General features: G+C 61.3%; 22 protein-coding genes. 8 read left to right on the forward strand and 14 right to left on the reverse strand.

The genetic code is table 11. The features are described 5' to 3' along the window. Positions 1-16: 16 nt before the first annotated feature. From DW136_RS05400 to DW136_RS05445, 10 genes are all read right to left on the reverse strand, one after another. Positions 17-802, reverse strand: a complete 786-nt coding sequence (locus tag DW136_RS05400; RefSeq protein WP_089573110.1) for an amino acid ABC transporter ATP-binding protein — start codon at positions 800-802, stop codon at positions 17-19. Positions 803-824: 22 nt separating this feature from the next. Then, on the reverse strand, positions 825-1,973 hold the full coding sequence (locus DW136_RS05405) for an amino acid ABC transporter permease (protein WP_089573111.1): 1,149 nt from the start codon (positions 1,971-1,973) through the stop codon (positions 825-827). A gap of 9 nt (positions 1,974-1,982) precedes the next feature. Beyond that, positions 1,983-2,909 (reverse strand): transporter substrate-binding domain-containing protein, encoded by a 927-nt coding sequence (locus tag DW136_RS05410; RefSeq protein ID WP_117630043.1) that lies wholly within the window; start codon positions 2,907-2,909, stop codon positions 1,983-1,985. Between the two features lie 256 nt (positions 2,910-3,165). Continuing rightward, positions 3,166-4,059: an aldose 1-epimerase family protein gene (locus tag DW136_RS05415; RefSeq protein WP_117582988.1), complete on the reverse strand. Its 894-nt coding sequence runs from the start codon at positions 4,057-4,059 to the stop codon at positions 3,166-3,168. A gap of 79 nt (positions 4,060-4,138) precedes the next feature. Continuing rightward, complete coding sequence (locus DW136_RS05420; RefSeq protein ID WP_117582987.1) at positions 4,139-5,005, reverse strand: hypothetical protein; 867 nt, start codon at positions 5,003-5,005, stop codon at positions 4,139-4,141. Positions 5,006-5,191: 186 nt separating this feature from the next. Further along, positions 5,192-6,061, reverse strand: coding sequence for a MerR family transcriptional regulator (locus DW136_RS05425; protein ID WP_117630044.1), 870 nt, complete (start codon positions 6,059-6,061; stop codon positions 5,192-5,194). A 92-nt stretch (positions 6,062-6,153) separates the two neighbouring features. After that, positions 6,154-6,732: a UbiX family flavin prenyltransferase gene (locus DW136_RS05430; protein WP_117582985.1), complete on the reverse strand. Its 579-nt coding sequence runs from the start codon at positions 6,730-6,732 to the stop codon at positions 6,154-6,156. A gap of 33 nt (positions 6,733-6,765) precedes the next feature. Then, complete coding sequence (locus DW136_RS05435; RefSeq protein ID WP_118289245.1) at positions 6,766-8,253, reverse strand: UbiD family decarboxylase; 1,488 nt, start codon at positions 8,251-8,253, stop codon at positions 6,766-6,768. A 143-nt stretch (positions 8,254-8,396) separates the two neighbouring features. After that, complete coding sequence (locus DW136_RS05440; protein WP_199580181.1) at positions 8,397-9,854, reverse strand: SLC13 family permease; 1,458 nt, start codon at positions 9,852-9,854, stop codon at positions 8,397-8,399. A gap of 243 nt (positions 9,855-10,097) precedes the next feature. Then, positions 10,098-11,045, reverse strand: a complete 948-nt coding sequence (locus DW136_RS05445) for an isopentenyl-diphosphate delta-isomerase (RefSeq protein ID WP_158549396.1) — start codon at positions 11,043-11,045, stop codon at positions 10,098-10,100. A 161-nt stretch (positions 11,046-11,206) separates the two neighbouring features. Between DW136_RS05445 and DW136_RS05450 the strand changes: the two genes are divergently transcribed. Both DW136_RS05450 and DW136_RS05455 read left to right on the forward strand, forming a co-directional pair. Continuing rightward, entirely contained in the window at positions 11,207-12,442 is a 1,236-nt protein-coding gene (locus tag DW136_RS05450; protein WP_233546544.1) for an MFS transporter, read from the forward strand. Positions 12,443-12,499: 57 nt separating this feature from the next. Beyond that, the gene (locus tag DW136_RS05455) at positions 12,500-12,946 is read left to right on the forward strand and encodes a low molecular weight protein-tyrosine-phosphatase (protein WP_199580183.1); all 447 of its coding nucleotides are present in this window, start codon (positions 12,500-12,502) and stop codon (positions 12,944-12,946) included. Positions 12,947-13,144: 198 nt separating this feature from the next. Here the strand turns inward: DW136_RS05455 and DW136_RS05460 are convergent, their stop codons facing one another. Together DW136_RS05460 and DW136_RS05465 are read right to left on the reverse strand one after the other, a co-directional pair. Next, positions 13,145-13,474 (reverse strand): TIGR04076 family protein, encoded by a 330-nt coding sequence (locus DW136_RS05460; protein WP_192934641.1) that lies wholly within the window; start codon positions 13,472-13,474, stop codon positions 13,145-13,147. Continuing rightward, positions 13,467-14,291: a PfkB family carbohydrate kinase gene (locus DW136_RS05465; RefSeq protein WP_117640962.1), complete on the reverse strand. Its 825-nt coding sequence runs from the start codon at positions 14,289-14,291 to the stop codon at positions 13,467-13,469. Before DW136_RS05465 ends, DW136_RS05460 begins: the two co-directional genes overlap by 8 nt. A 691-nt stretch (positions 14,292-14,982) precedes the next feature. Here DW136_RS05465 and DW136_RS05470 point away from each other — a divergent pair. Genes DW136_RS05470 through DW136_RS05480 form a run of 3 tightly spaced genes read left to right on the forward strand, consistent with a single transcriptional unit; the run spans position 14,983 to position 19,238 of the window. After that, entirely contained in the window at positions 14,983-15,489 is a 507-nt protein-coding gene (locus tag DW136_RS05470; protein ID WP_117640961.1) for a MarR family winged helix-turn-helix transcriptional regulator, read from the forward strand. Further along, positions 15,482-17,326 carry an ABC transporter ATP-binding protein gene (locus DW136_RS05475; protein WP_118289246.1) on the forward strand — a complete coding sequence of 615 codons (1,845 nt, stop codon included), beginning with the start codon at positions 15,482-15,484 and terminating at the stop codon, positions 17,324-17,326. The genes DW136_RS05470 and DW136_RS05475 overlap by 8 nt, the downstream gene beginning before the upstream one ends. Further along, positions 17,319-19,238, forward strand: coding sequence for an ABC transporter ATP-binding protein (locus DW136_RS05480; RefSeq protein ID WP_118289247.1), 1,920 nt, complete (start codon positions 17,319-17,321; stop codon positions 19,236-19,238). Before DW136_RS05475 ends, DW136_RS05480 begins: the two co-directional genes overlap by 8 nt. 218 nt (positions 19,239-19,456) lie before the next feature. Here DW136_RS05480 and DW136_RS05485 read toward each other — a convergent pair whose 3' ends face one another. Together DW136_RS05485 and DW136_RS05490 are read right to left on the reverse strand one after the other, a co-directional pair. Further along, positions 19,457-20,548: a GGDEF domain-containing protein gene (locus tag DW136_RS05485; protein ID WP_199578354.1), complete on the reverse strand. Its 1,092-nt coding sequence runs from the start codon at positions 20,546-20,548 to the stop codon at positions 19,457-19,459. A gap of 119 nt (positions 20,549-20,667) precedes the next feature. After that, a complete protein-coding gene (locus tag DW136_RS05490) occupies positions 20,668-21,546 on the reverse strand; it encodes a LysR family transcriptional regulator (protein WP_117629818.1) in 879 nt (292 codons plus the stop codon). A 233-nt stretch (positions 21,547-21,779) separates the two neighbouring features. Here DW136_RS05490 and DW136_RS05495 point away from each other — a divergent pair, with 233 nt between their 5' ends. The 3 genes from DW136_RS05495 to DW136_RS05505 all read left to right on the forward strand — a co-directional run bounded on the left by DW136_RS05495 (position 21,780) and on the right by DW136_RS05505 (position 25,095). After that, positions 21,780-22,661: an SDR family NAD(P)-dependent oxidoreductase gene (locus DW136_RS05495; protein WP_117582973.1), complete on the forward strand. Its 882-nt coding sequence runs from the start codon at positions 21,780-21,782 to the stop codon at positions 22,659-22,661. A 66-nt stretch (positions 22,662-22,727) separates the two neighbouring features. After that, positions 22,728-23,984: an MFS transporter gene (locus DW136_RS05500; protein WP_117582972.1), complete on the forward strand. Its 1,257-nt coding sequence runs from the start codon at positions 22,728-22,730 to the stop codon at positions 23,982-23,984. A 70-nt stretch (positions 23,985-24,054) separates the two neighbouring features. Next, positions 24,055-25,095 (forward strand): Gfo/Idh/MocA family protein, encoded by a 1,041-nt coding sequence (locus tag DW136_RS05505; RefSeq protein ID WP_117582971.1) that lies wholly within the window; start codon positions 24,055-24,057, stop codon positions 25,093-25,095. Positions 25,096-25,133 lie beyond the last annotated feature (38 nt).

A 25,133-nucleotide genomic window follows, 5' to 3' on the forward strand; every position in this document is an offset into this window, starting at 1 on the left:
AAGCGTTTGCGGTCGGTTATTTGTCCTCGAGATAGCGAGAGAGGAACTCACGAGTGCGCTGGTGTTTGGGGTTGCCGAAGAGCTCGGCCGGCGCGGCATCCTCGAGCACCACGCCCTTGTCCATAAAGACCACGCGGTCGGACACCGTGCGGGCAAAGGCCATCTCGTGCGTGACGACGACCATGGTCATGCCGTCGGCGGCGAGCTTGCGCATGACCTCGAGCACCTCGCCCACGATCTCGGGGTCGAGCGCGGAGGTCGGCTCGTCGAACAGCATGATCTGCGGATTCATACATAGGGCACGAGCGATGGCCACGCGCTGTTTTTGACCACCGGACAGGCGGCCAACGGCGGCGTGCGCGAACTTTTCGAGTCCCACGCTCGTCAGATGCTCCATCGCGACCTTCTCGGCCTCGGCCTTGCTCATCTTTTTGAGCGTGACGGGCGCGAGCGTGCAGTTGTCGAGCACATCCATGTTGTTGAACAGGTTAAAGCCCTGGAACACCATGCCGATGTCCTCGCGCAATTTGTTGATGTTGCAGCGCTCGGCCGTGAGGTCCTGGCCGTGGAACCAGATGTGGCCCGCGTCCGGGGTCTCGAGCAGGTTGAGGCAGCGCAGGAAGGTCGATTTGCCCGAGCCCGAGGCGCCGATGATGGTGACAACCTCACCGGAATTGACGGACAGGTCGATGCCCTTGAGCACCTCGAGTGAGCCAAAGCTCTTGCGCAGGCCCTCGACGCGGATAAGCGGCTCTTGGTTTTGCACGGCTGCCGCAGTGCCGGTAGTGGCGGTATCTGCCATGATGATTCTCCTCGTCTTGCGCCTAGTTGGAGCTGGGCAGCGTGGCAGGGGCCTCGGCGCCCAGCTTTTTGCCAAAGGCTTCGAGCAGGCGGCTCGCCACGAGTGTCAGGATCAGGTAGACCACGAGCGCCACGCAGTAGACCTCCATCTGGCGGTAGTACACGCCGGCGACCGTGGTAGTAGCGTACATAAGGTCGAACACGCCGATGACCGAGAGCACCGACGAGTCCTTAATGTTGATGATGAGCTCGTTGGTGAGCGCCGGAATCGCGTTTTTAATGCCTTGGGGGAACACGACTTTGCGCATGGCCTGCCACTGCGACAGGCCCAGCGAGCGCGCTGCCTCGGCCTGGCCGGGATCGATGGACTCGATGCCGCCGCGCAGGACCTCCATCATGTAGGCGGTGGAGTTGAGCGAGATGGTGACGAGGCCGGCGGTGAAGGTACTCCAGATCTGGTTGGCCTGAGCGGTCTCGAAGCCCATGCCGCGCAAAACGGTAAAGCCCGCGTAATAGATGAGCAGGCCCTGGACCATCATGGGCGTGCCGCGCACGATGGTGGAGTAGATGGTCGCAAAGCCGCGGCCGATACTCTTAAAGAAGCGCACCAGGTCGTTGTCCACGCGGTCAAAGGTCTGAATACGCAGGAACACAAAGAGCAGCGCCAGGAAGAATGCGATGACGGTACCGAAGGTCGCAAGCGCGATGGTGATCTCGATACCGCGGATAAAGAAGTCGCCACTCTTGTAGGTCATGTAGACCAGGCTCGACAAAAAGTCGCTGGGGTTGGAATCCGAGACAATGCTCACCTGCACCAGGTCGATAAACGACATGACGCAGCGGTCGATAAAGAAGATCGCCGCGATAGCGACCACAACATAGCTACCCAGGCGCGCGCCGCGGCGGAAACGCTCGGATGCGAACGGCGACTTTTCGCGATAGTCACTCCAGTGCATAAGCTTGGTGACAAGCGCCGCTGCCGACACGACAATCCAGGCCCAAAGAATCGCCCAAAGGCAATCCTGGAAGATACCGGTGGGGGCTAAGAAGCTCAGCGGTGTGGGGTTGCGCTGGCTAAACGCCAGGCCGAGCGCCGCGATGACGCTCGTGCCCAGGTATACATAACGGTGGTCGGCCTTGATAAAGGAGGCCAGACGGTTGATGGCTTTCATGCTGCCTCCCTATGCCGGCTGACGGTCGAGGCACGCGTCCCACATTTGGTCGCGCTCCTCTTGGCTAATGCCCTTGAGTGTCTTGTCGATGAGCTTAAGCAGTTTGTCCGAGCCCTTGCGGCAACCGACGTTTGTCGTAACCTCCTGCTTAAAGCCCTCGCCCTCCGCAAAGCGAATGGGCACGATGCCCGGGTTTTGGGCCATATAGCCCTTCTCGTTTTCGGTGTTGTAGGTCACGGCGTCACAAGTGCCCTGCAGCAGGTTCGAGAACACCGTGGGTACCGAATCGACCGGATTTTTGTGGACGACGCCCGGAATCTCGTCGATGACGGTGTCGAGCATCGTGTCCTTTTGGCCGAGCACCGTGGCGCCGCTAAAGTCGCTGAGCTTGGTCGCGTTTTGGTAGGGCGAGCCCTCTTTTACGAACAGGCCAAAATAGCCGATAAAATACGGCTTGGAAAAGCCGACGGACTCCTCGCGCTCGGGCGTGGCGCTCATGCCGGCGATGATGAGGTCGATCTGGCCGTTGTTAAGCGAATCGATAAGGCCCGAGAAGCTCTGCTTGACGGCAACAGGCTCGCCGCCGAGGGCTTTGCAGACGATCTTGGCGATCTGCACGTCGTAGCCGTCGGCATAGGCGCCCTGCACGTTGTCGATGGGAATGGTGAACTCGCTGGCCTCGGAAACCTGCCAGTTGTACGGGGCGTAGGCCGCCTCCATGCCAATGCGGATCTTATCCTTGCCGATAACGGAATCGGACAGGTCATCGCGACCGCCGCCCGTCGTGGGCTGGACCACCTTGAGTGTGGACGGACGCTGGCAGCCGGCAAGCGCGCCGGCGACAACGGTTGCGCTCGCAGCGAGGGCGCTACCCAAGAAGATGCGACGACTGCACACCGGCTGGGTCTGCGCGTCGCGCTGTAGTCGAGGTTGCATCTGATGCCTTCCCTATGTCGTTTTGCTGACAATAAGACAGGATATACGTCAACAACCAGCAGCGCGGCATGTGCGCGAAAAAATAATAGACACACGAAGACGATTGGCGCAAAGCAGCCTGCCCCCATGTACCACTTGGCATGAAAAAGGCAAGGCATAGACCTTCTGGTCATGCCGTGCCTTTTGAATGGCAAATTGTCGCTCTGGGTGGCGCGCAGCGTCGACCGGTCCGCCGTTCGTCAGAACGGCGGAACCTCTAGAGCAGGGTGACGCTAAAGCTGCGGACGTCCGTCTCGCCCGGCGCCAGCGTAATGGTATTGACCTTGTGCTCAAAGACATCGTCCTCGGTGTCCATGGTGGTGTGGCCGGTCCAGGGCTCGAGCGCCACAAACGGAGCGTCGTTGGCGGCAGACCACACGCCGATGTACTTAAAGCCCTCAAAGTCGATCTTGACGCCGTGGCCCGACTTGCGACCGCGCAGCGTGAGCGTAGAGCCCGGAGTATCGGTGAACATGATGGCATCGTTATCGAAACTGCGGTGCGCGATGGGCAGCACGTCCGAGTTATCGGGAGCCTTGTAACTACCCTCGAACGTCATAAGACCGTCGGGCGTGATGACGGGGGCCTCGTTAGTCCAAGCCTCGGTAAACGCCAGCTCGTAATCCTCGAACGCCTCGTCCTCGGCACCGGGAGCCGGTACGTTAAACGCGGGGTGGCCGCCCACCGAGAACGGCAGGTCCACGTCGCCGGTGTTGGTGACGGCAAAGGTCTGCGTGAGGGTGGCGTCGCCGGTCAAGGCATAGGTCATGCTGAGCTTAAAGTGGAACGGGAACGCCTTGAGCGACTCGGGCGTGTCGGTGATCTCGTACGTTACCGAGGAGCCGTCCTCCGAAACCTCGACCAGTTTGTGTTCGACGATGCGCGCGAGTCCGTGGCGCGGCATCTCGCAGGTGCCGGCCGCAGACGTCGCCGTGTTGTTGCGCAGCGAGCCCACAATGGGGAACAGGATGGGCGCATGCTTGCCCCAAAAGGCGGGGTCGCCCTGCCACAGATACTCGTTGCCGTTGAGGGCAAGGCTCGTGAGCTGGGCACCCATGGAATCGATGGCCGCGGTGAGGCCGCCGCGCTTGATGGTAGTGACGGTGGACATGCTACTTCCTCCAATAGTAAACAACAGTGTCGAGGGCTATTGTCCCACTCTTGGCGGCGGGGTTGAGCGACAGGTGCAGTTATTGAGCAATAGCGTAAAGGTCAAACCCGCCCTGCGGCGTGCTATCGACCGTATCGGGCGCCTGTGAATTAAAACTCACCGGAACCATGCGCTTTGAGGCACGGTAACGCGTGCCGTCGGTGGCGACGGGCGGCTCATCGACCGTGAGCTCGTAGTCGCCGGGCTTGAGCTCGATGCCGTCACCTTCGGAATTGACGTATTGATACTCGTCGATTGCTTGTCCCTTGAGTGTGCGGCCCACGATATGGACGAGCATTTGGCTATCGCCGCGCGCGGTATCCCACGTCGCGCCGTCCTTAACCTCGACCGACACATGCACCGAGCGCGTGCGGCTGAGCGATTGTTCGACGGACATCTCGACCTTGGCGGCGTCTTTGCGCTGTTGCTCCACGTGACTCCAGACATTTCCGATCGCCGAGCAAGCGATGACGCCGGCCATAAAGGCGATGAGAATGGGGCCGAGCGGCGAGCGACGTCCCGCATCTTCCTCGCGAGACAGATTGGGGCGACGCGTGGGCGCGGGCGCCTGAGCACCCTGCGAGGGCACGTCGAGAATGCTGAAGGATGCCGTGCTGTCGGGGTCGATGTTATGGCGAGGTTGCGGGGTCTTTGCCGGCGAGATGGACATATCGGCCGGCTCACCGAGCGTGGCCGTGGCATCGGCCTTTGCCTCGTCGGCCTCGGCCTGGGCCCAAGCCTGTTCAAAGGTCAGGGGCTCGGCGGAGTCGGAAGCGGCGTCCGTCTCGACGACATCGTTGCCGCTCTCGTCCTCGTCGCTCGACACGCCACGCGGCGCGGGCTCGTCCCACTCCTCGTCCGGAGCCTCGCCCTCGCTATACCACCATTCAAAGTTATCGATATCCATACGGGGCGCCCCCTTGGCCTCGCAAATAAACACTTGCTAGCCTTATACCCCCAGATGGCACAGGAGCTCGCACGGAATGTGGCAAAGGGACTGTCCCTTTGTCACACGACCAGACGTGAAAACATAGAAACTTGCAGATTTTGCAAGTTTCTAAGAAATGGATGTGGCAAAGGGACTGTCCCGTTGTCACATCTGGAGGGCGACGGGGATTTGGATGCAGCAAAAGTCCTCTTGGTGGGACTCGTCGTAGCTCGTGGTATCGAGGTAGCAAAAGTCGAAAGCGTTGCCAACGGGCTGGAGCGCGTGCTCGTCCATGCAGGCAACGATGGCGCGGATGCCCTCGGGCTCGTACGGCATACCCCAGCGGCTCATGCACAGGTATGTGCCCTCGGGCAGCACCTCGATGCCGATCTCTGCCAGCTCGGCAGCGTCGCTCGGCAGCAGTTCCTCGACACCGCGCGGCAGCACGACAAAGGAGCCCGCGCCGGCGATAGGGTCGTCGGAATGCAGCGCCTCGCGACGCAGCATGGCGCCCCAACCGCGCATGGGGCGCGTGCCCGTCAACGTACGCATGCGCAGGATTGCCCGCATGAGCGTAGGGTGCAGCATCGAGCGGCCGCGCTCGATATCGCCCGGAAACTCCTCAAAGACCACGTAGCGACGCTCGAATTGCTTGAGCTCCGGCTTGCCCTCGCGCTCGCGCCAGTAAACCGCCTCGTCGTAAAAGCTTAGACGCTCCTGTACGCTCGCGCGCTCGGCTTTGAGCCCGGCAATCTGCTCATCGAGCGCCTGCACCCGCGAGCGCAGGTGATCGGTCATCTCGCCAATGTCGAACGTCGAGGTCAGGCGGTCAATCTCGTCGAGTTCGAGCCCCAGGTCGCGCAGCATGCAGATCAGACGCATGAGCGGGATCTGCGTGGGCGAATAGAAACGGTAGCCCTTTTCGTTCACCACGGCGGGTTTAAACAGACCGATCTTGTCGTAGTAGATGAGCGTTTGGCGCGAAACGTTAAACAAGCTCGCCATCTCGCTAATCGCATACATGCCCGTCTGCATAGGTCCTCCCGACACATCCCTTTTGCGCACAAAGCCCGCCGCCCACAGGGGCAGCGGGCTCAAACACTACTCGTATCCTACCCTAAAGACGCCTATGACCAGCGCTTATAGTTTGCACATGACACGCCGACGGCCTCGAGCGCCTTGGCGGCGATGTGATGCACCGCGTCATCGAGCGTGGCGGGGCCGTTGTAAAACGTGAGCATGGGCGGCATGAGCATGACGCCCGGTACGCGCGCCAGGCGCGCCATGTTGTCGACATGAATGGCGCTGAAGGGCGTCTCGCGCACCATGAGCACCAGGCGGCGCTGCTCTTTCATCTGCACGTCGGCCGCACGCAGCAACAGGTTTTCGCTGTAGCCGCTCGCGATGCCGGCGAGCGTCTTCATGGAGCAGGGTGCCACGATCATGCCATCGACCGGATAGGTGCCGCTTGCGATGGCAGCGCCGATGTTCTTGTTGTCGTAGACCACATCGGCATGCGTGGCAAACTCGTCGAGCGTCATGCCGAGCTCCTGCTCGATGGTGATCTCTCCCCCGCGCGTGACGACAAGCGCCGACTCGGCACCTGCCTGGCGCAGGCATTTGAGGCACTCAAGACCCAGCGCGGCACCGCTGGCGCCAGACACGCCAACGACAATGCGACGGGGACGGACAGAAGACTCAGGCATGACGGCTCCTTAACTACTTGGTAGGGCTACTTACTAGAAAGCAATCTCCTTGGCCCACTTGTCCATGTCGATCTCCATGAACTGCGAGCGGATGAAGTTCTTCTTGAGGTCGAACGGAGCCGTGCAGTCGAAGATGGCCTTGCAGGCGATGCCGTGCTCGCGAATCGAAGGATCGAACGCGGGGTCATTGGACGGGTCGAGCACGTGGCAGTGGCAACCGGGGATGGTGATGAGGTCGACGTCGGCCTGGAAGCGCGTGGTCATGGCCCACATCACGTCGCTCATATCGAAGATATCGACATCCTCGTCAACAAGGATGACGTGCTTGAGCTCGGAGAATGCCGAGAAGGCGAGCATGGCGGCGTTGCGCTGACGGCCCTCGTCATTTTTGCTCGACTTCTTGAACTGCATGATGGCAACGAACTTGCCGCCGCCGCAGGGGGCGGCGTGAACGTTGAGCAGGCGGCCCGGGATAGCGGTCTCGACCATCTTGTAGATGGAAGCCTCGGTGGGGATGCCCGCCATGGAAACGTGCTCGTGCGAAGGACCGATGCAGCTCTCCATGATGGGATTGACGCGCGTGGTGACGGCGGTGATCTTGATCACCGGGCAGACCTTGGCGCCGCCGGTGTAGCCGGGGAACTCGGGCATGGCGTAGCCGTGGCCGTTGACGTCCTCGTTGATGGTCTCGTCGTGCATGAGGTAGCCCTCGAGCACGTACTCGGCATTGGCGATGCACTTCTGCGGAACGGTGACGCAGTCGGCAAGCTCGACGGCGTGGCCGCGCAGGGCGCCGGCGATCTGAAGCTCGTTGAAGCCGAGCGGCGTGGTGGGAGCCTCGAAGCCGCAGCACATGTACACGGCGGGGTCCAGGCCGATAGAGATGGAGATGGGCATGTCCTCGCCGCGCTGGCAGTACTCGTCAAAGAACGCGCCCAGGTGACGGCTGCCGGGGGTAATCCACATGGCGAGCTTGTCCTTGTCGACGCAGGAGAAGCGGTGGATGGTCACGTCGGACTGGGAGCCGTCGGGGCTCGTACCATAGGCGAGACCCATGGTGATGTAGGGGCCGCCGTCGACGGGCGTGTTGGTGGGGGCGGGAACGATCTTGCGCAGGTCAAAGCCCTCGTCGGTCGCCTTGTACACGACCTCCTGGCAGTCGACGTGCGCACCCTCGGCGATCTGCTCGGGCGCGATCAGGTTCTCGAAGCGCTTGCCGATCTCGAGGCCCAGGTGCTCCTCGTCCAGGTCGAGCAGGGCGGCAACGCGCTTGCGGCTGGCAAGCATGCCGATGCAGACCTTGGCATCGTCAAAGCCCTTGACGTTGTTGAAGACCATCGCCGGACCCTCTTTGGTCGGACGCATAACGGTGCCGCCGGCGCCGACGTGACGATAGACACCCGAGACCTCGGCGTCCGGGTCGACCTGGGTGTCGGTCTCGAGCAGCTGGCCCGGCATCTCGCGCAAAAAGTCGAGCGCGGAGCGCAGGTCGTGGATCTGGGAAGCATCGGTAGTGGACATAGCATGCTCCTTTCGGGAGAGTGCCCGGCGGCGGGGATGCCGCCGGGCTGGGTAACGTAGTGGGGCCGCAGCGCTTATAGATGGAGCGCTTGGCAACTCGCGGTTCAAGCACTCGGCTGTTTACAGCCCAAGCGCTCGGCCGCTTACATCAGGCCAAAGAGATGGAACCAGGCGGCCTCGACCAGCACGACGATAAAGACGACCGCGGTGAGGGGAATGCCCATGCGCATGGCTTCTTTGGAGGTGTAGCCGCCGGCGTCCTTGCCCTCGCCGATAAGGATCGGCAGGTTATGGAACGGCAGGATGTAGTGGATGTTGATGGACGTGAAGACGATGAGCGCCACGGCGAGCGGGCTCACGCTGGAGCCGGCCGCGAAGCTTATGAACGCCGGCACGCACACGCCGAGTACGGCCATAACCGAGCCCATGAACATGTGGATGATCATGGAAAGCGCAGCGACAAGCAGGGCGAACAGGAAGATGTTCTCGGGCACGGAGCTGGGAAGCACGACGTCGGCGATCCAGGCGTTCATACCGGTGGCACCGCCCACGGAGCCCACGGCCATGGCGGCCGTCAGGAACATGAGGGACTTGATGTCGACAGCGTTCCAGCTGGCGGGGGTAAGGACCTCGCCGATGATGGGCATGGCGAGCGCGACGCCGATGGCAAGCGTCACCCAGCCGATGTAATCGCCCGAGACGGTGAGCCACAGCGCGATGGCGATGATAAGCCACACGATGGTGCGGATCTCCTTGACGGAGAGCTTGCCGAGCGCAGCCTGCTTGGCCACGATCTGCTCGCGATCGTAGACGAGTTCCTTGCTGGGCCTAAAGAGGAAGAGGCCCAGGAACAGGGTGCACAGCAGCGCGACCAGCATGGGCACACTCATGTACAGGAACCAGTCGACAAACGACGGGCTCATGCCGCCGGCCTCGGCGCTGTACTGCGCAACGAGCGGGTTGAGCGTGGAATCGCCCGTCAGGAAGAACATGGAGCCCGGGGCGGCAGCGGCAAACACGAGGAAGCCGAGCTTGCCGCGGTCGTCGTCACCGTAGCCGGCGGACTCGGCGATGACCGAGACGACGGCGAGGATGAGGAAGGCGCGGGGGAACGGATGCGGGATCAGCAACGACAGCACAAAGGTGAGCGCGAAGATAGAGATGATGAGCGACTTGGCATCGCGCACGAACTTGAGCATAAACGCATAGGCGATGCGCTCGCCCAGGCCCGACTCCTTGACCGCGCTGGCGATGAGGTAGGCGCCGATGACGAGCCACATGGTGGCCTTGGTCCACGAGCTAAACGTGGAGGCGACCGTCGCCGAGATGCTCGCGGCGCCCGTGTCGTCCACGCACACCTTGAACAGAACGAGCAGCGCGCAATAGAGCAGGCCCACAAAGCCCGGCTGTGCCACGCCACACGCCCAGAACACCACCGTGGCGAGCGTCAACGCCAGACAGGTCTGACCGCCGACCGTAAGCTCGACCGTCGAGCTCAGCTCCGCCAAAGGAAGAAACTTCACCAGCAAAAAGACAACGATACCCAGCACAAAGCCAATTTCGCGCTTGGTGATCTTAAACGCCTTCTTTTCCGTTTCCATCTCCCCACCTTTCTTGTTGGGGGCGCTCCGGATTCGCAGCCACGTTGCCACTTAAAAAGGGGCGCCCGTTATCGGACACCCCTTACGTTGCGCTGTGTTGTGGCAATACAGTCAAGCGGGATTTTTGGATGAGAAGCGATCCTCTGGACAAAAAGCGTCACAACATTCGACGCTTTTCCTCGTTTTCGAGATTTTCATCAAATGTTGTGACGGTTTGGATATGGCAAAGGGACTGTACCTTTGTTACATAGCGAGATCCGTACGGATGGATGGGTCGCTGAGGGCCTCGCGGAGCCAGGGGGCCAGCTGCTCGGGGCGACCCTGCAGGTAGCCTTTGAGCTCGGACGGGGCCACGCGGCGCACCTCCGAGATCTCCTCTTGGTTGATATGCAGCTCGCCCGGCTCAACATGGGCGAGGTAGACCTCGCACCACTCGCACTCGCAGCGGCCGTCGCCGTGATCCTCGCGATACACCACGTGACCGAGGTGCTTGAGCTGGTCGGGCTCGCGCGCAATGTCGAGCTCTTCGTTGATGCGGCGCGCGGCTGCGGCGGCGACGCCTTCTCCGGGGAGCGGATGGCCGGCGCAACCGTCGGCAAGCACCCCACCCCAAAGGCGCTTGAGCTTGCTGCGACGACAGAGCAGCAGGCGCGCGTCTTCGCCCTGGCCCTCGACCAGCAGCGTCAGAAATGCCTGATGCAGGATGCCCTCGCCGGTATGGGCCTCGATGCGATCGACGGGGCCAAGTACCTCGCCGGTCGCGGTATCGACCGCCACGACCTCGGCGCCCACACCGCCCTCGTCCCAGCCGGCGCGCAGGATGCGGGCTGCGGCTGCCTCGAGCGCGGCGATGAGTTCCTTGGTGGTGTCGAGCACGCGCTGCAAGTCGTCCGCGGTCGCGTTCTCCACATGAAAACCCGTGCTTGCGACTACCGGCACGCCAAAGCGCGTGGCCAGCGCCGCCGCGATATCGTGCGCCGGGATCTCATCTCGATGGCACGGAACGGCCAGGATGCTCACCGTCGCCGTACGGCCGGGCTCGGGGCGCGGAATGGCCTGCGCCGTAGCGCCCAGGTGCGCGAACTCCGGCGAGCAAGCGTACACCGCCATGCCTCGCGGCGTCACCGTCAGCTGGGCCTCGAGCGCAAACTTGCCCTCGCCCACTGCAACCTTTGTCGTGTGCATACCCATGGGATCTCCTGTCGCCCGCGATGTACCTGAGACCATCTTCGCCTGTATTGCGACTATACAGGCAAGCGCAGCCTGCGACAAAGGGGGCAGGCACCTGACACATTCTGTTAGAGTTGCAGGGATTGAATCCCGCTTATTCATGCGACATTGGAGTGACAACCTTGACCGCCGCAACCACGTCTAAAAGTAAGTCAACCGCCGCCGCGCTCTCTCCCGCGCGCACCAAGCTCTGCCTGGCGCTGCTCGTGCTGTTGGGATTCTCGCTCGGCTGCTCCGAGTTCGTGGTCATCGGTATCGAAAGCGACTTGGCAACGGAACTCGGCATATCGCTTGCCACTGCGGGTCAGCTCATCAGCGTGTTCGCGCTGGTCTACGCTATCGCCACGCCGGTGCTCGCGCTCAGCACGGGACGATTCCGCCGCTACCAGCTGCTCGTGTGCTACAGCATCGTTTTTGTGCTCGGCAACCTGGTCATGGCGTTGGCGCCCAACTTCCAGGTGCTATTTATCTCGCGCATTGTCCTGGGCTCTGTCTCGGGCGCACTGCTCGCCGTGGGCGTGACGTACATCCCCGAGCTGCTGTCCCCGCAGCAAACCTCGCTTGCCATCTCGGTGGTATATGGTGCGTTTTCCGTGGCAATGGTCTTTGTCACTTCAATCGGCAAGTTCGTGGCCGACACGCTCGATTGGCACGTAGCCATGTACGGCACGCTTGCCTTTGCCGTTTTGATATGCGGAGCGCTCGTGGCGTTTATGCCTCGCGCCGGGCAGACCGATGAACCCGCCACCTTCCGCGAACAGGCGGGGCTGCTGCGCGAGCCGAGCATCATCACCGGCATGCTCATCTTTTTATTTGGCGTGGGCTCGGTCTATGTGTTCTACGGCTACGTGACGCCTTATCTTGAGCAGGTGCTGGGCATGGGCACGGTCGAAGCCAGTACCACGCTTATGGCCTACGGCGTGTTTTGCCTGATCTCGAATATCCTGGGCGGATGGATTGATGCGCGCTTTGGCATGAAGGCGCTGCTTGTGACGTTTGTGCTGCAGGCTGCGGCGTTACTCGGGTTGTTTGCTGTAGGCGGCACTATGCCGCTCGCGCTGGTCTTTGTCTTTAGCCTGGCGATGCTCATGTACCTGTTCTCGGTCTCATGCATCACGCACTTTATGGACGTGGCACGCAGCCGCCATCCCAAGTCGATGGTACTCGCAAGTTCGGTTGAGCCCATGGCGTTTAACGTCGGTATCTCGTTTGGCACCGCGGTAGGCGGCGCCGTTGTGAGCAGCGCTGGCATTGCGTACGTGGGTGCCGTGGGCGCCGCGTTCTCGCTTGTGGCCTGGGCGCTCACGCTGGTGACGATTAAGTTGGCTCGCTGGGAGCGCAAGCGGGCGAGGGCGTAGGCGCAGGCGTAGATGCGATACTCGAGCTCGATGATGACGATCGAAAGGAAACCGCATATGCAACGCGTACTGTTTATCTGCTACGGCAACATCTGTCGCTCGACGATGGCCGAGTCGGTGTTTACCGAGCTCGTGCGCCGCGCTGGGCGCGAGGCGGAGTTTGTCATCGATTCCGCGGCGACCTCAACTGAAGAGATTGGCAACCCGCCGCATCATGGCACGGTCGCCAAGCTGCGCGAAGTCGGGATTCCCGTCGTTGCCCATCGCGCGCGCCAGGTGCGTCGCGCGGAGTATGGCGACTGGGATCACATTGTCTATATGGATGCTGAGAACGCGCGCGGCCTGCGTCGCATCTTTGGCGACGACCCCGACGACAAGATTATGCGCTTGCTCGATTGGACCGAGCGCCCCGGCGACGTGGCCGATCCCTGGTACACCGGCAACTTCGATGCCACCTACCGCGACGTGCTCGACGGTTGCACTGCTATGCTCGAGCAGTTGTAATCGATGAAATGCAGAGTTTTTAGAGCCGCAAATCGGATGAAATGCAGAAATTTGACCTTGCTCGCGCACAGAACAACGACGACAACGCCTAAGCATAGGCATAAGCGAAGTCGGAATTCCCATATACAAATCGAGCGTGGTTTTTCTCCCACTTTGAGCGTTCAAGCGCGCTCTAAACGGGAGAAAATCCACGCCCAACTACTCGTCAACGATCTCGGCAAGCCAGACGTTCAGCGTATCGACCTCGGGGCAGCAGAACTTTGCCGTTCCAGGCTCGTTGCCAGGCACGGTTCCGCCATAGCGCAGGATATCAATATAGGGAAAGCCCACATGGCAGGCCATGGCGCACATCTTGCCGCGGTCTCGGTCGAAGTCAAAGACGTCGCCCGGCTTGTGACCATGGTGGCAGCGACACGCACCCAGCTGGTCCACGCAGCTCACGCGGATACGCGGACGCTTGCCACGCGGCGCGCCGAGCGGCTTGTTCTCGCCCGCAGGCTTGACGCCGCCCTCGCCAGCGTTACTCATGGTCAATCACATCCAGGCAGGCCTCGATGGGCAGGCCGGCCGACTTGTCCTCTTGGTCGGCATTGCGCTCGATGAGCTCGGCCACCACGCGCATGGCGTCGGCCGTGGCGCGCTGAAGCGTCCAACCGCTCATCACGCGACCCATAAGCACCGCCGAAAACGTGTCGCCCGTGCCCGGGAAATAGACCGGAATGAGCTCAAAGGGAATCGTGAAGTACTCCCCCGCCACATGATCATAACCGATAACCGCGTTCGTGCCATTGACCACGGCGCTCGTAATGACCACCGACTTGGCACCCAGCTCGCGCACGGCGTCCACAAGGGCGCGGGCCTCATCGGGCGTGATCTGTTCTGCAATAGGCGTATCGGTGAGCAGACAGGCCTCGGTGTAGTTGGGCACCGCGTAGTCTGCGCACTCCAGCAGGTGCCGCATAAGGCCAATCGTGGACTCGGGCACACCGGCATAGAGCTTGCCGTTGTCGCCCATGATGGGGTCGACGAACACCTTGGTGCCCTTTTGCGCGCGGCGGTGGCAAAAGTCCGAGATGATGCGCGTCTCTTCCTCGGTCACGATAAAGCCGGTCGAGATGGCGTCGAACTCAAAGCCGAGCTCTTCCCAGATGGCAAGACTCTGACGCACGTACTCCGTGGTGTCGTGGATGTAGAACTTGGGATAGTTGAGCGTATCGGACACAAGTGCCGTCGGCAGATTGTGGATACGGTAACCCATGTGCGACAGCACCGGCAGCATGGCGGAAAGCGCGACTTTGCCGTAACCGCACATATCGTTGATCAGCAGCAGCTGAGTGTTCTTCATGAGGGTCTCCCTTGTTTCGGGTGCGGCGCGGCAGCACCACAGTGCGACTAAGTGTAGCGCAGGAGGCATCGTGAGCGGTCGCTAGGGTCGCGAAGAGCGCATTGTTGCGGATAGGTTTCGGAAATGGGGACTGTTTGCTCCATAACGGCCTAGTTGATACTACTCATATAGTGCCATTTCAAAACTATGCCTATTTACTACGTTTAACCGCCCACCTCCAACCACAACAAATTTCGCTCCGACAAAACCGCAGGTAGATAGCTTGCGCTTTTTCAGAAACAGCTGTTGTGGTCGGGGATGCCGGATTCATCGTAGTAATTAGGCATAGTTTTTGGCGAGGCCGCTTCGAAAGGCGTCATCGCAGCCCAAAGTAATCCCTTTTCCTCCGTCCCCAAGGGATCACATGCACCGAAGCGGACCGTGGCGGAATCACATGTTGAGGACGGACAGCGAAAACGCTCCTAAGCGAGCAAGGTGGCGTGAAAGAAGAGGGCATAGGCCTTGTGGCCATGCCCGATGATTGAACGCCAGATTGCCGCTTAGGAGCGTTTGCAGCGTCGAGCGGTTACGGCGTTTGGCAAAACGCCGTAACTATAAGTTTGGTACCTTGACATTTATTTACCGTGCCCCTAGATTGGTTAGGCACAAAACAATTCCTCTACCTAACTAAAGAAAGGAGCGGCACTAATTCATGTGCGATGAACCTCTTAACCTTTGTTCGCACGAGCCCGGCGGCGACCCGTCACAGCCGGCGGATGCACCCGAAGCGGTTAGCTCAGAAGACAAGCTTGCCAAGCGCATCCTCAATGGCCTGGGCTTTTGCGGCCATTACATGCATTTTCATGGCGGTGGCGTGTCCGGCAAGGCGCCCATCATCTGCCTGCTGGCCAAGCAACCCGGCGGCGAGATGTCGCAGCAGGAACTCGGCATGCACTTTGACCTCAAGCCGGGGTCGCTTTCCGAGATCCTGTCCAAGCTCGAGCTCAACGGCCTCATCGAGCGCAGCCGTAACCCCAAGGATCGACGGCAGCTCACCATTCGCCTGACCGAAACCGGCCGGGAAAATGCCCGCATCGACCAGGCGGCCCGCATTCGCTTTAGAGAGCAAGCCTTTAGTGCCCTCACCCACGACGAGCGCGAGCAGCTCGCCGAAATGCTCGAGAAAATCCGTGTAACCTGGGAGGAACTGGATGATTAAAACCCTCATGGGCAGCATCCGCGACTATATGAAAGTCACCGTTGCCACGCCGTTGCTCGTGCTTGGCGAGGTGCTCTGCGAGATGCTGATTCCATTTATCACCGCCAACCTGATCGACGCCATCAAAGACGGCGCCACCGTAGCCGAGATGCTTCCCACCGCGGGCCTTTTGGTGCTCATCGCGCTGACATCGCTTGCTTTTGGCGCCGCGGCAGGCGTCACCTGCAGCCATGCGAGCTGCGGCTTCGCCAAGAACCTGCGTCACGACCTGTTCTACAAAATCCAGACGTTCAGCTTTGCCAACATCGATGAGTTCTCGAGCTCATCGCTCGTCACGCGCCTGACCACCGATATCAACAACGTGCAGCAGGCCTTTATGATGATCATCCGTATCGCCGTGCGCGCGCCGCTGGTATTGATCTTCGCCTTTACCATGGCGTTTATCATGGGCGGCAGCGTCGCCATGGTCTACCTGGTCATCATTCCGCTGCTGGGCTTTGGACTGTTCTTTATCATCTTTAAGGTGCGCCCCATCTTCTCGCGTGTGTTCCACAAGTACGATGCCCTTAACGAGTCCGTTGAGGAAAACGTCACCGGCATGCGCGTGGTTAAGAGCTACGTGCGCGAAGACTTTGAGAAGGAGAAGTTCGCGGCCGCCGCGCGCGACGTCCAGATGGACTTCACCCGCGCCGAGAAGCTGCTCGCCTTTAACAACCCCATGATGAACATCTGCGTCAACGGCGCGTTTGTCGTCATCATCTACCTGGGCTCCAAGCTCATCATCACGAGCCAGGGTATGCTGTTCGACGTGGGCCAGCTCTCCTCGACCTTTACCTATGGTTTCCAGATTCTCATGAGCCTGATGCAGCTGTCGATGATCTTTGTCATGGTGACCATGGCCGACGAATCGGCACACCGCATTGCCGAGGTGCTGGCCGCCGAGCCCACGATCGCCAATCCCGCCGAGCCCGTGCTCGAGGTTGCCGACGGTTCCATCGACTTTGACCACGTGAGCTTTAAGTATTCCAAGCATGCGAAGCGCCAGGCGCTCGACGATATCGACCTGCGCATTACGAGCGGCGAGACCATCGGCATCATCGGCGGCACCGGCTCGGCCAAGTCCACGCTCGTAAACCTCATCGCCCGCCTGTACGACACCACCGAAGGCGCTGTGCGCGTGGGCGGCGTGGACGTGCGCGACTACGACCTGGACGCGCTGCGTCACCAGGTCGCCATGGTGCTGCAGAAAAACGTGCTGTTTAGCGGCACCGTCGCCGAGAACCTGCGTTGGGGCGACCCGAACGCCACCGACGAGGAAGTCCGCGAGGCAGCGCATCTGGCCTGCGCCGACGAGTTTGTCGACGGTTTCCCCAAGGGCTACGACACCTGGATCGAACAGAGCGGCTCCAATGTTTCCGGCGGTCAGAAGCAGCGCCTGTGCATTGCACGCGCCCTGCTGCGTCGCCCCAAGATCTTGATCCTGGACGACTCCACCAGCGCCGTCGACACCAAGACCGACGCCAAGATCCGCGCAGGGCTGGCAAGCTATCTGCCCAACACGACCAAGCTCATCATCGCCCAGCGCATCAGCTCCGTGCAGGATGCAGACCGCATCATCGTCATGGAGGGCGGCCGTATCGCGCAGATCGGCAACCATGACGAGCTACTCAAGACGAGCGAGATCTACCGCGAGACCTTTACCTCGCAAAACAAGATGTCTGCCGAAGGTACGGAAAGCGCCGACGACGTCTCCGGCGACACGACCACGGCGGCAGACAACACCGATACGACCGCAACGCAAGCTCAGACCCAGGAAGGAGGCGAGGCACATGAGTAAGGCAACGACCGCCGAGCGCGCGATCAACCGTAAGGGCGGCACCATGTCGCGCCTCATCAAGACGCTCTTTGGCTTCTATCCCGTGCTTTTGCCCCTTGTCGTCGCCGGCGTGGTGCTCTGCGCCATCATCAACTCCATCGGCGCGACCTTCCTGCAGAGCGCTCTGCAGATTATTAGCGAATCGTGGCAGTCGGGCGATTGGGAAGCCGCGCAGCCCAAGATCGCACAGCTCGTGACCACCCTCGCCTGCATCTACGGCGTCGGCGTCCTGTCCTCGCTCTTCTGGAACCGCGCCATGGCTATCGTCACGCAGGGCTCGCTCGAGAAGCTGCGCGAGATGATGTTCAACCGCATGCAGGACCTGCCGATCCGCTACTTCGACACGCACCAGCGCGGCGACATCATGAGCCACTACACCAACGACATCGACACGCTGCGTCAGATGATCAGCCAGTCGCTGCCCAACCTGCTCATGACGATCATCATCATCGTTACGGTGTTCTTTATCATGCTGTACTACAGCGTGTGGATGTGCCTGGTCATCATCGCCGGCGTCGCCTTTATGACCTTTATGACCAAGCTGCTCGGCTCCAACTCCGCGCGCTTCTTCATTGCACAGCAGACCGAACTCGGCGTGGTCGAAGGCCATATCGAGGAAGTCATGAACGGCCAGAAGGTCGTCAAGGCGTTCTGCCACGAGTCTGCCGCCGAGGCCGATTTTGACGAGCGCAACGAAAAGCTCTTCGAGGTCTCCCAGAAGGCCAACATGTACGCCAACATCCTCATGCCCATCCTTATGAACCTGGGCAACCTGCTCTACGTGCTGGTGGCCCTTGCCGGCGGCATTTTCCTGGCGCTGGGCGTGCCCAACCTGAGTATCTCGGGCATGGCGCTGTCCATCGCCGTCGTGGTGCCGTTCCTCAACATGACCAAGCAGTTCTGCGGACAGATCGGCCAGATTTCGCAGCAGATCAACGCCGTTGTCATGGGCCTCGCCGGCGCCGACCGCATCTTTGAGCTCATCGACGAGGAGCCCGAAGCCGACGAAGGCTACGTGACGCTCGTCAACGCGCAGGTGAACCCCGAGACATGGGAGCTCGAGGAGGCCGACCACCACACCGGCATGTGGGCATGGAAGCATCCGCACCGCGCCACCGGCGAGATTGAGTACGTACCGCTGCGCGGCGACCTGGTCATGGACAACGTCGACTTTGGCTACACGCCCGACCACGAGGTGCTGCACGGCGTGTCCGTGTTTGCCAAGCCTGGCCAGAAGGTCGCGTTTGTCGGCGCCACCGGTGCCGGCAAGACGACCATCACCAACCTCATTAACCGCTTCTACGACATTGCCGATGGCAAGATCCGCTACGACGGCATCAACGTCAACAAGATTCGCAAGGCCGATCTGCGCCGCTCGCTGGGCGTGGTGCTGCAGGACGTGAACCTGTTCACCGGCACCGTGATGGACAACATCCGCTACGGCAATCTGAGCGCCACCGACGAGGAGTGCATCGCGGCGGCAAAGCTCGCCGGCGCCGACGACTTTATCACCCGCCTGCCCGACGGCTACGACACCATGCTCACCGGCAACGGAGCCCAGCTATCGCAGGGCCAGCGCCAGCTGATTTCGATCGCGCGCGCCGCCGTCGCCGATCCGCCGGCAATGATCCTGGACGAGGCCACGTCGAGCATCGATACCCGCACCGAAGCTATCGTGCAGGCAGGCATGGACAAGCTCATGGAGGGCCGCACGACGTTTGTCATCGCACACCGCCTGTCCACCGTGCGCAACTCCGACGCGATCATCTGTCTGGATCACGGCCGCATCATCGAGCGCGGCAACCACGACGAGCTGATTGCCAAGCGCGGGTATTACTACCAGCTGTACACGGGAGCGTTTGAGCTGGAGTAGGAACGGTTACTGACGGAGGGTTCCCCGGGGCGGCGGGGTAATTCCTCCGTGCTCAAACATTCTCGCTTCGCTGCGAAACTGCGCGCGGAGGAAATACCCCGCCGCCCCGGGGCACCCTCCTGCGCGCAATCAGCCCGTTGTTTAAAACGGAATAAAGGTTAGTGAGGCCCTGGCCGTTTGGCCAGGGCCTCGTTTTGTAGCCGTCCTCTGTTGCAGGCTTACCGGCCATCGCGTTGCGGACCGGCTGCCTCGGCCGTCTTTATGCGGTTCTTGTCGATGTACATGTTTTTGTCGGCCTGTGAAAAGAGCTCGCGCATCGTGGGCAGCTCATCAAAATCACTGGAAAGCGCATAGCCCACCGCGTAGCTGATAGGCATGTCGGAGTGAGCCTCGGAATACTCGTTCACGTTCGCACGGACCCGAGCGAGACGGGACTCCACGGCAGCTCGATCGGCATCCCACAGCACCGCGATAAACTCATCGCCGCCGTCGCGGCCCACAAAGCAGGCCTCGGACGCCACGCGCCCCAGCTGCTGGGCAAAAGAACGGATGTATTCGTCACCCTTCTCGTGGCCAAAGCGGTTATTGACCGTATGCAGATTATTAAGATCGAAGACACACAGCGCAACGGGCGCTTCAGCGGAAACGGGATGCTCCTGACCCAAGATTTCCTCGCATTTGTTCTTGTTGGGCAGTCCCGTAGCTTCGTCGAGATAAACTTTGCTCTGCAGCTCGCGATTGAGTGCGGCAGTGCGCACCGCGCGAACAAGTTCGACCGCAAAGGTCGTCACCAAGCCCACGATGTCGATGATCACCAAGCCCTCGAGATAGTTGAGCGCCGACGCCTTCTCCTGAGAGTAGTCCTCTGCGAGTCGCGTAGCATCGTCGCAAATACCAAAGAACTCCTCGCTCATGGCGATGATGTCGGTGTTCTCGTAGCCGACTTCGCGCACATGGATGATCTCGGCGCAAAGCTCATCATAATAGTTTGCAAGCTCGGTCATCTTTGCCTGATACTCGTCGTCGTCGAGACGGACGAGGTTGAGGTCATCACTTCCGTAACGCAAACCGTTGATGTATGAATCAACGGCTCTGAGCAGGTCATCTCGAGGCTGGCCCGCGTCCTCGAGCTTAACGATTCGCTGCGTAGTGCCGCGCACCAGACCGGCGTAGTTGACCACGCGCGCTGTGCCCTGGATATCGGAGACGAGCAGCATAACATTGATGAAAAAGAAGATGAGAACTGCCGTGAGCACCATCATGAGCAGGCGCACCGCCCGGCTGGCTTTCTTGGCGACAGAAGGATTCACAAGTTCACTCCTCAAATGACAAAAGTGCAGGTAGCACACAGTGTGCTGAAATTCACGTGAGGTCAACTCTACCAGATGATTTTTCTAGGACGGGGATTAAAGAATCATCGACACGATAGCTATTTGAGAAGTTGGACCATGGCGTTGACGAATTTTTGGACTTGGAGGGTGGGCTCAAGCGGGTAGTGCAAATAGACCGGCACCTCGCGGCCACATAGGAACGGTACGCCCACAAAGGCCGGGTGCACGCCCGACCACGCTCCGCAGGTGAGCACCGCATCGCCCTTTTCCTCCGCTTCGTTAAAGAGCGCAAAGTCAAAGCTGTCCACGTCGATCACGTCCACGCCGCCGTCGGCCAACAGGTCGATGCGCAGGCTGTCCATGGCGTCGTTGCCGTGACGAAGCACGCGCAGGCGCATGCCCTCCAAGTCGGCAACCGTGATGCGCGTCTTGCGCGCAAGCCGGCTTGTGCGCGGCACGTCGATATAAAACGGCACGGTAACGATGCGGAGCTTTTGGCAGGCGTCACCCCAGCGCGGGGTCGAAAAACTCGACTGCACTACATCCACCTCGCGCCCCAAGCTGCGCATGACGGATTCACGCTCGTCATAGAGGTCGTTCACCGGCACGATCTCGAAGCGCAGCGATGGTTCCAGCTCGTGTACGCCCGTCCACATCGACAGCGTCTGACGCCCCGGGCACATCATCGACACGCCCAGGCGCACGGCGCCGCCATCGCCCGCCGCGCGTCGGGCGCGACGCAGGGCATCCTCGGACTGGCGCATAATCGAGCGCGCGTCGTCCACCAGAAGCGCCCCCGCCGGCGTCACCTTGACGCCCGAATGCGAGCGCTCGAACAGCGTGATGCCAAACTCGGCCTCGAATCTTGACACCTGTTTGACGAGTGCCGGGGTCGACACGCGCAGTTTTGCCGCGGCGCGCGAGAAGCTTCCCAGCTCAGCGGCGGCCGCTATGGCCTCGAGTCGTCGATCGTACACGTCAATCTCCCGTTTCCAGACGTATGGACATGCGCTGCCGAAGGGGGTCGTTTTGGCAGGTCACACACTCAATTAAGAACAAATTGCCTTGCGTGCTGTAAACCATAGGTTTACGCCATTCTAACAAATATGCAATTCACCTGCGCAAATGCAAAGCATACGATAACCAGCGAAAACCACGTGGGTCGATTAATGGGAGCGACCCACCGGGAGGCACAAGAAGGGAAGTTCCTATGAGCAACTGGCTTAAGCTCGAGGGCGATGTCTGCGCTGTGACCGGCGCACTCGGCGGCATGGGCGTCGAGATCTGCCGCGAGTTCGCCCGCAACGGCGCCAACGTCGTCCTGCTCGACCTGGACGAGGAGAAGGTCAAGGCCGCGGCCGCCGACCTCGCCGCCGAGTTTGGCATCCACGCCGAGGGCTACAAGATGAACGCCACCGACGAGGCCGAGGTTCAGGCCGCTGTCGATGCCACCATCGCCGACTTCGGCCGCGTCGACGTCCTCGTCAACACTGCCGGCATCCTGCGCTTCGCAGCCATGGAAGACCTGCCGCTGAGTGACTGGAACGAGGTCCTCAACGTCAACCTCACCGGCTACTTCATCACCTCGCAGCGCTTTGGTCGCGAGATGATCAAGGCCGGCCATGGTCGCCTGGTGCACATCTCGACCGTTGCCAGCCACTCCCCCGAGACGTTCTCGGGCGTGTACAGCTCCACCAAGGCGGGCGTCAACATGATGTCGAAGATGTTGGCTGCCGAGTGGGGTCCCTACGGCGTGCGTTCCAATTGCGTCGAGCCCTGCTTTGTTAAGACCCCCATGTCGGCGAGCTTTTACGCCGACCCCGAGGTCGAGAAGAGCCGCAGCCGTCTCATCGCCACGCGCCGCATCGGCGAGGTCAGCGATATCGCCAACGCCGTCATGTTCCTGGCGTCCAAGCGCTCGGACTTTACCACCGGCGACGCCATCAAGGTCGACGGCGGCTTCTCCAATATGATGGGCGACCTCACCGCCAAGCCCGGCGGCCGTCGAGCCTTTGCCGACAACTACCTCAAGAACAAGGGTGTCGAGCTTTGGTCCGACGAGTCTGGCGTCGCAAAGCCCACTGACCAGTAAACCAGCCTGACAGGGAGGCCCCGCGGACGTGTCCGCCCCTCCCCCGCATCGATTAGAAAGAGTCCAATGGCTTCCACCAACTCCAACAAGGGTCGCGCCGTCGTGCTTTCCGCCGCGTGCGTCACCATGTTCTTTATCAGCTCCATCGCGCTGTATTCCGTCGTGAGCAAGAACCTGCTCGCCGTCTACCCCGAGTGGTCCAGCGCCCTTACCTGGGCTTTCCCGGTCTTTCAGACCATCATGGCCGTGACAGGCATCTTCGCCGGCCGCATCTCCGATAAGATCGGCCCCCGCAACGTCGTGATCGCCGCCGCCGTGTGCTACGGCCTGGGCTGGTTCATGTCTGGCACCGTCACCGAGCCGTGGCAGTTCTACCTGTGGTTCTCGCTCGTCGCCGCCATCGGCAACGGCCTGGGTTACAACCCGGCGCTCACCACCGGCCAAAAGTGGTTCATCGACAAGAAGGGCCTGGCCTCCGGCATCACCCTGGCCGCTTCGACCGCCGGCCCCGCCGTGCTGTCCCCGGTGCTCGCCTCGCTGCTCATCCCGAGCCTGGGCATCTTTGGCGCCCTCAAGGCACTCGGCGTCATCTTCTTTGCGATGATCGCCGCCTCCGCCCTGTTCCTGAAGGCCCCCGAGGCCGGTTGGCTGCCCGAGGGCTTCGAGGCCCCCAAGGGCGGCGCACACGCCGGCACCTTCGGCGACCTCACCCCGGGCGAGATGGTCAAAACCCCGCGCTTTTGGATCCTCATCGTCACCTTCGCCTTTGCTGCCACTGCAGGCACCCTGCTCGTGGGCAAGGTTGCCTCCATCGCCGCCGTCCAGCTCTTCGCCGACCCCACGTGCGCCGCAGCTGTCGCCCTCGGCGGTGTAGTGGTCTCCGTCAACACCTGCGCCAACCTGGTCGGTCGTCTGTCCTTTGGCCAGATCATTGACAAGCTCGGCGCCTACAAGTCGCTGCTCATCAGCCTTGTCGTCACCATCGTCGCGCTCGTCATCATGTCGATGAGCTTTACGCAGAGCATGTTCTTTGTGGCGCTCGCCCTGCTCGGCTTTAGCTTTGGCGCCCTGCTCGTCATCTACCCGCCGCTTACCGGTGGCGCCTTTGGTACCAGCAACATCGGCGTCAACTACGGCATCATGTTCCTGGGCTACGCCGCTTCCACCTGGATCAGCCAGCCCATCACCGCCGTGCTGTATCACGCCGAGGCCGGCAGCGCCGCCTACCAGCAGTCCTTCTACGGCGCCATCGTGATCGCCGCCATCGCCGTCGTACTCACCGTCTACATGATGGTCTCCGACAGCAAGAAGAAGTCCGCTTAGTTTTACCGATGTGACATGAGGGACCGTCCCTTTGTCACATTCCACCAGCCACCAGCATTAAGGAGTCGAAATGTCTGAGCTCAACCCCGTCCGCATTGCCGTCATCGGCGCCGGCGCCATGGGCCGCAACCACATCCGCTTTGTCACCGAGGAGCCCGAGGCCGAGCTCGTCGCCATCGCCGACGCCTTTGAGGGCGCCCGCGCCACGGCCGAGGCTGCCGGCGTGCCGTTCTTTACCGATCCCGCCCAGATGATGGACGAGGTCAAGCCCGAGGCCGTCATCATCGCCACCCCCAACGACCTGCATCTGGGCGTTGCCCGCGAGGCCGTGAAGCGCAACATCGTGCCGCTGGTCGAAAAGCCGATCTCCAATGACCTCGAGGATGCCCAGACCTTTGCCGCCGAGGCCGAGACCGCCGGCGTGCCCGTGCTCGTGGGCCAGCACCGTCGTCACAACCCCTTCGTCAACAAAGCCAAAGAGATCATCGAGTCCGGCGAGCTGGGCAAGCTCACCGTGTCGAGCTTCCACTACATGATCTATAAGAATGACGAGTACTTCGATGTCGAGTGGCGCCGCAAGAAGGGTGCCGGCCCGATCCTGGTTAACCTGGTTCACGACGTCGACCTGCTCCGCTATCTGCTGGGCGAGCCCGTCGCCGTCCAGGGTATGCAGTCCAGCGCCGCCCGCGGTTTTGAGACTGAGGACTCCGCCGTGGTCAACGTCCGTTTTGCCGATGGCGCGCTCGCAAGCATGACCATCTCCGATGCCACCGCCAGCCCCTGGAACTGGGAGGCCACCGCTCGCGAGGACCCGCAGTACCGTCCCTTCGACGCCGACGCCTACTTTATCGGCGGAACCTTGGGCGCCCTTTCGCTGCCCCGCCTGCACCAGTTCTCCTACAACGGTGCCTCCAACTGGCACAAGCCGCTGCAGATGGAGATCCCGGCCGTGGACCCGGCGCTGCCGCACAAGATGCAGCTCAAGCACTTTGTGAAGGTCGTCCGCCGCGAGGTCGAGCCCGTCGTGACCCCCGCCGACAACGTTAAGACGCTCACGCTGCTTAACGCCATCAAGGAGGCCGCCGAGACCGGCCAGCTCGTCGAGCTGTAATGCCTTAAGAGCGGCCGCGGCAGAAACCCCATGCCGAG

The organism is Collinsella sp. AM12-1, from assembly GCF_003472325.1.
GTDB lineage: Bacteria > Actinomycetota > Coriobacteriia > Coriobacteriales > Coriobacteriaceae > Collinsella.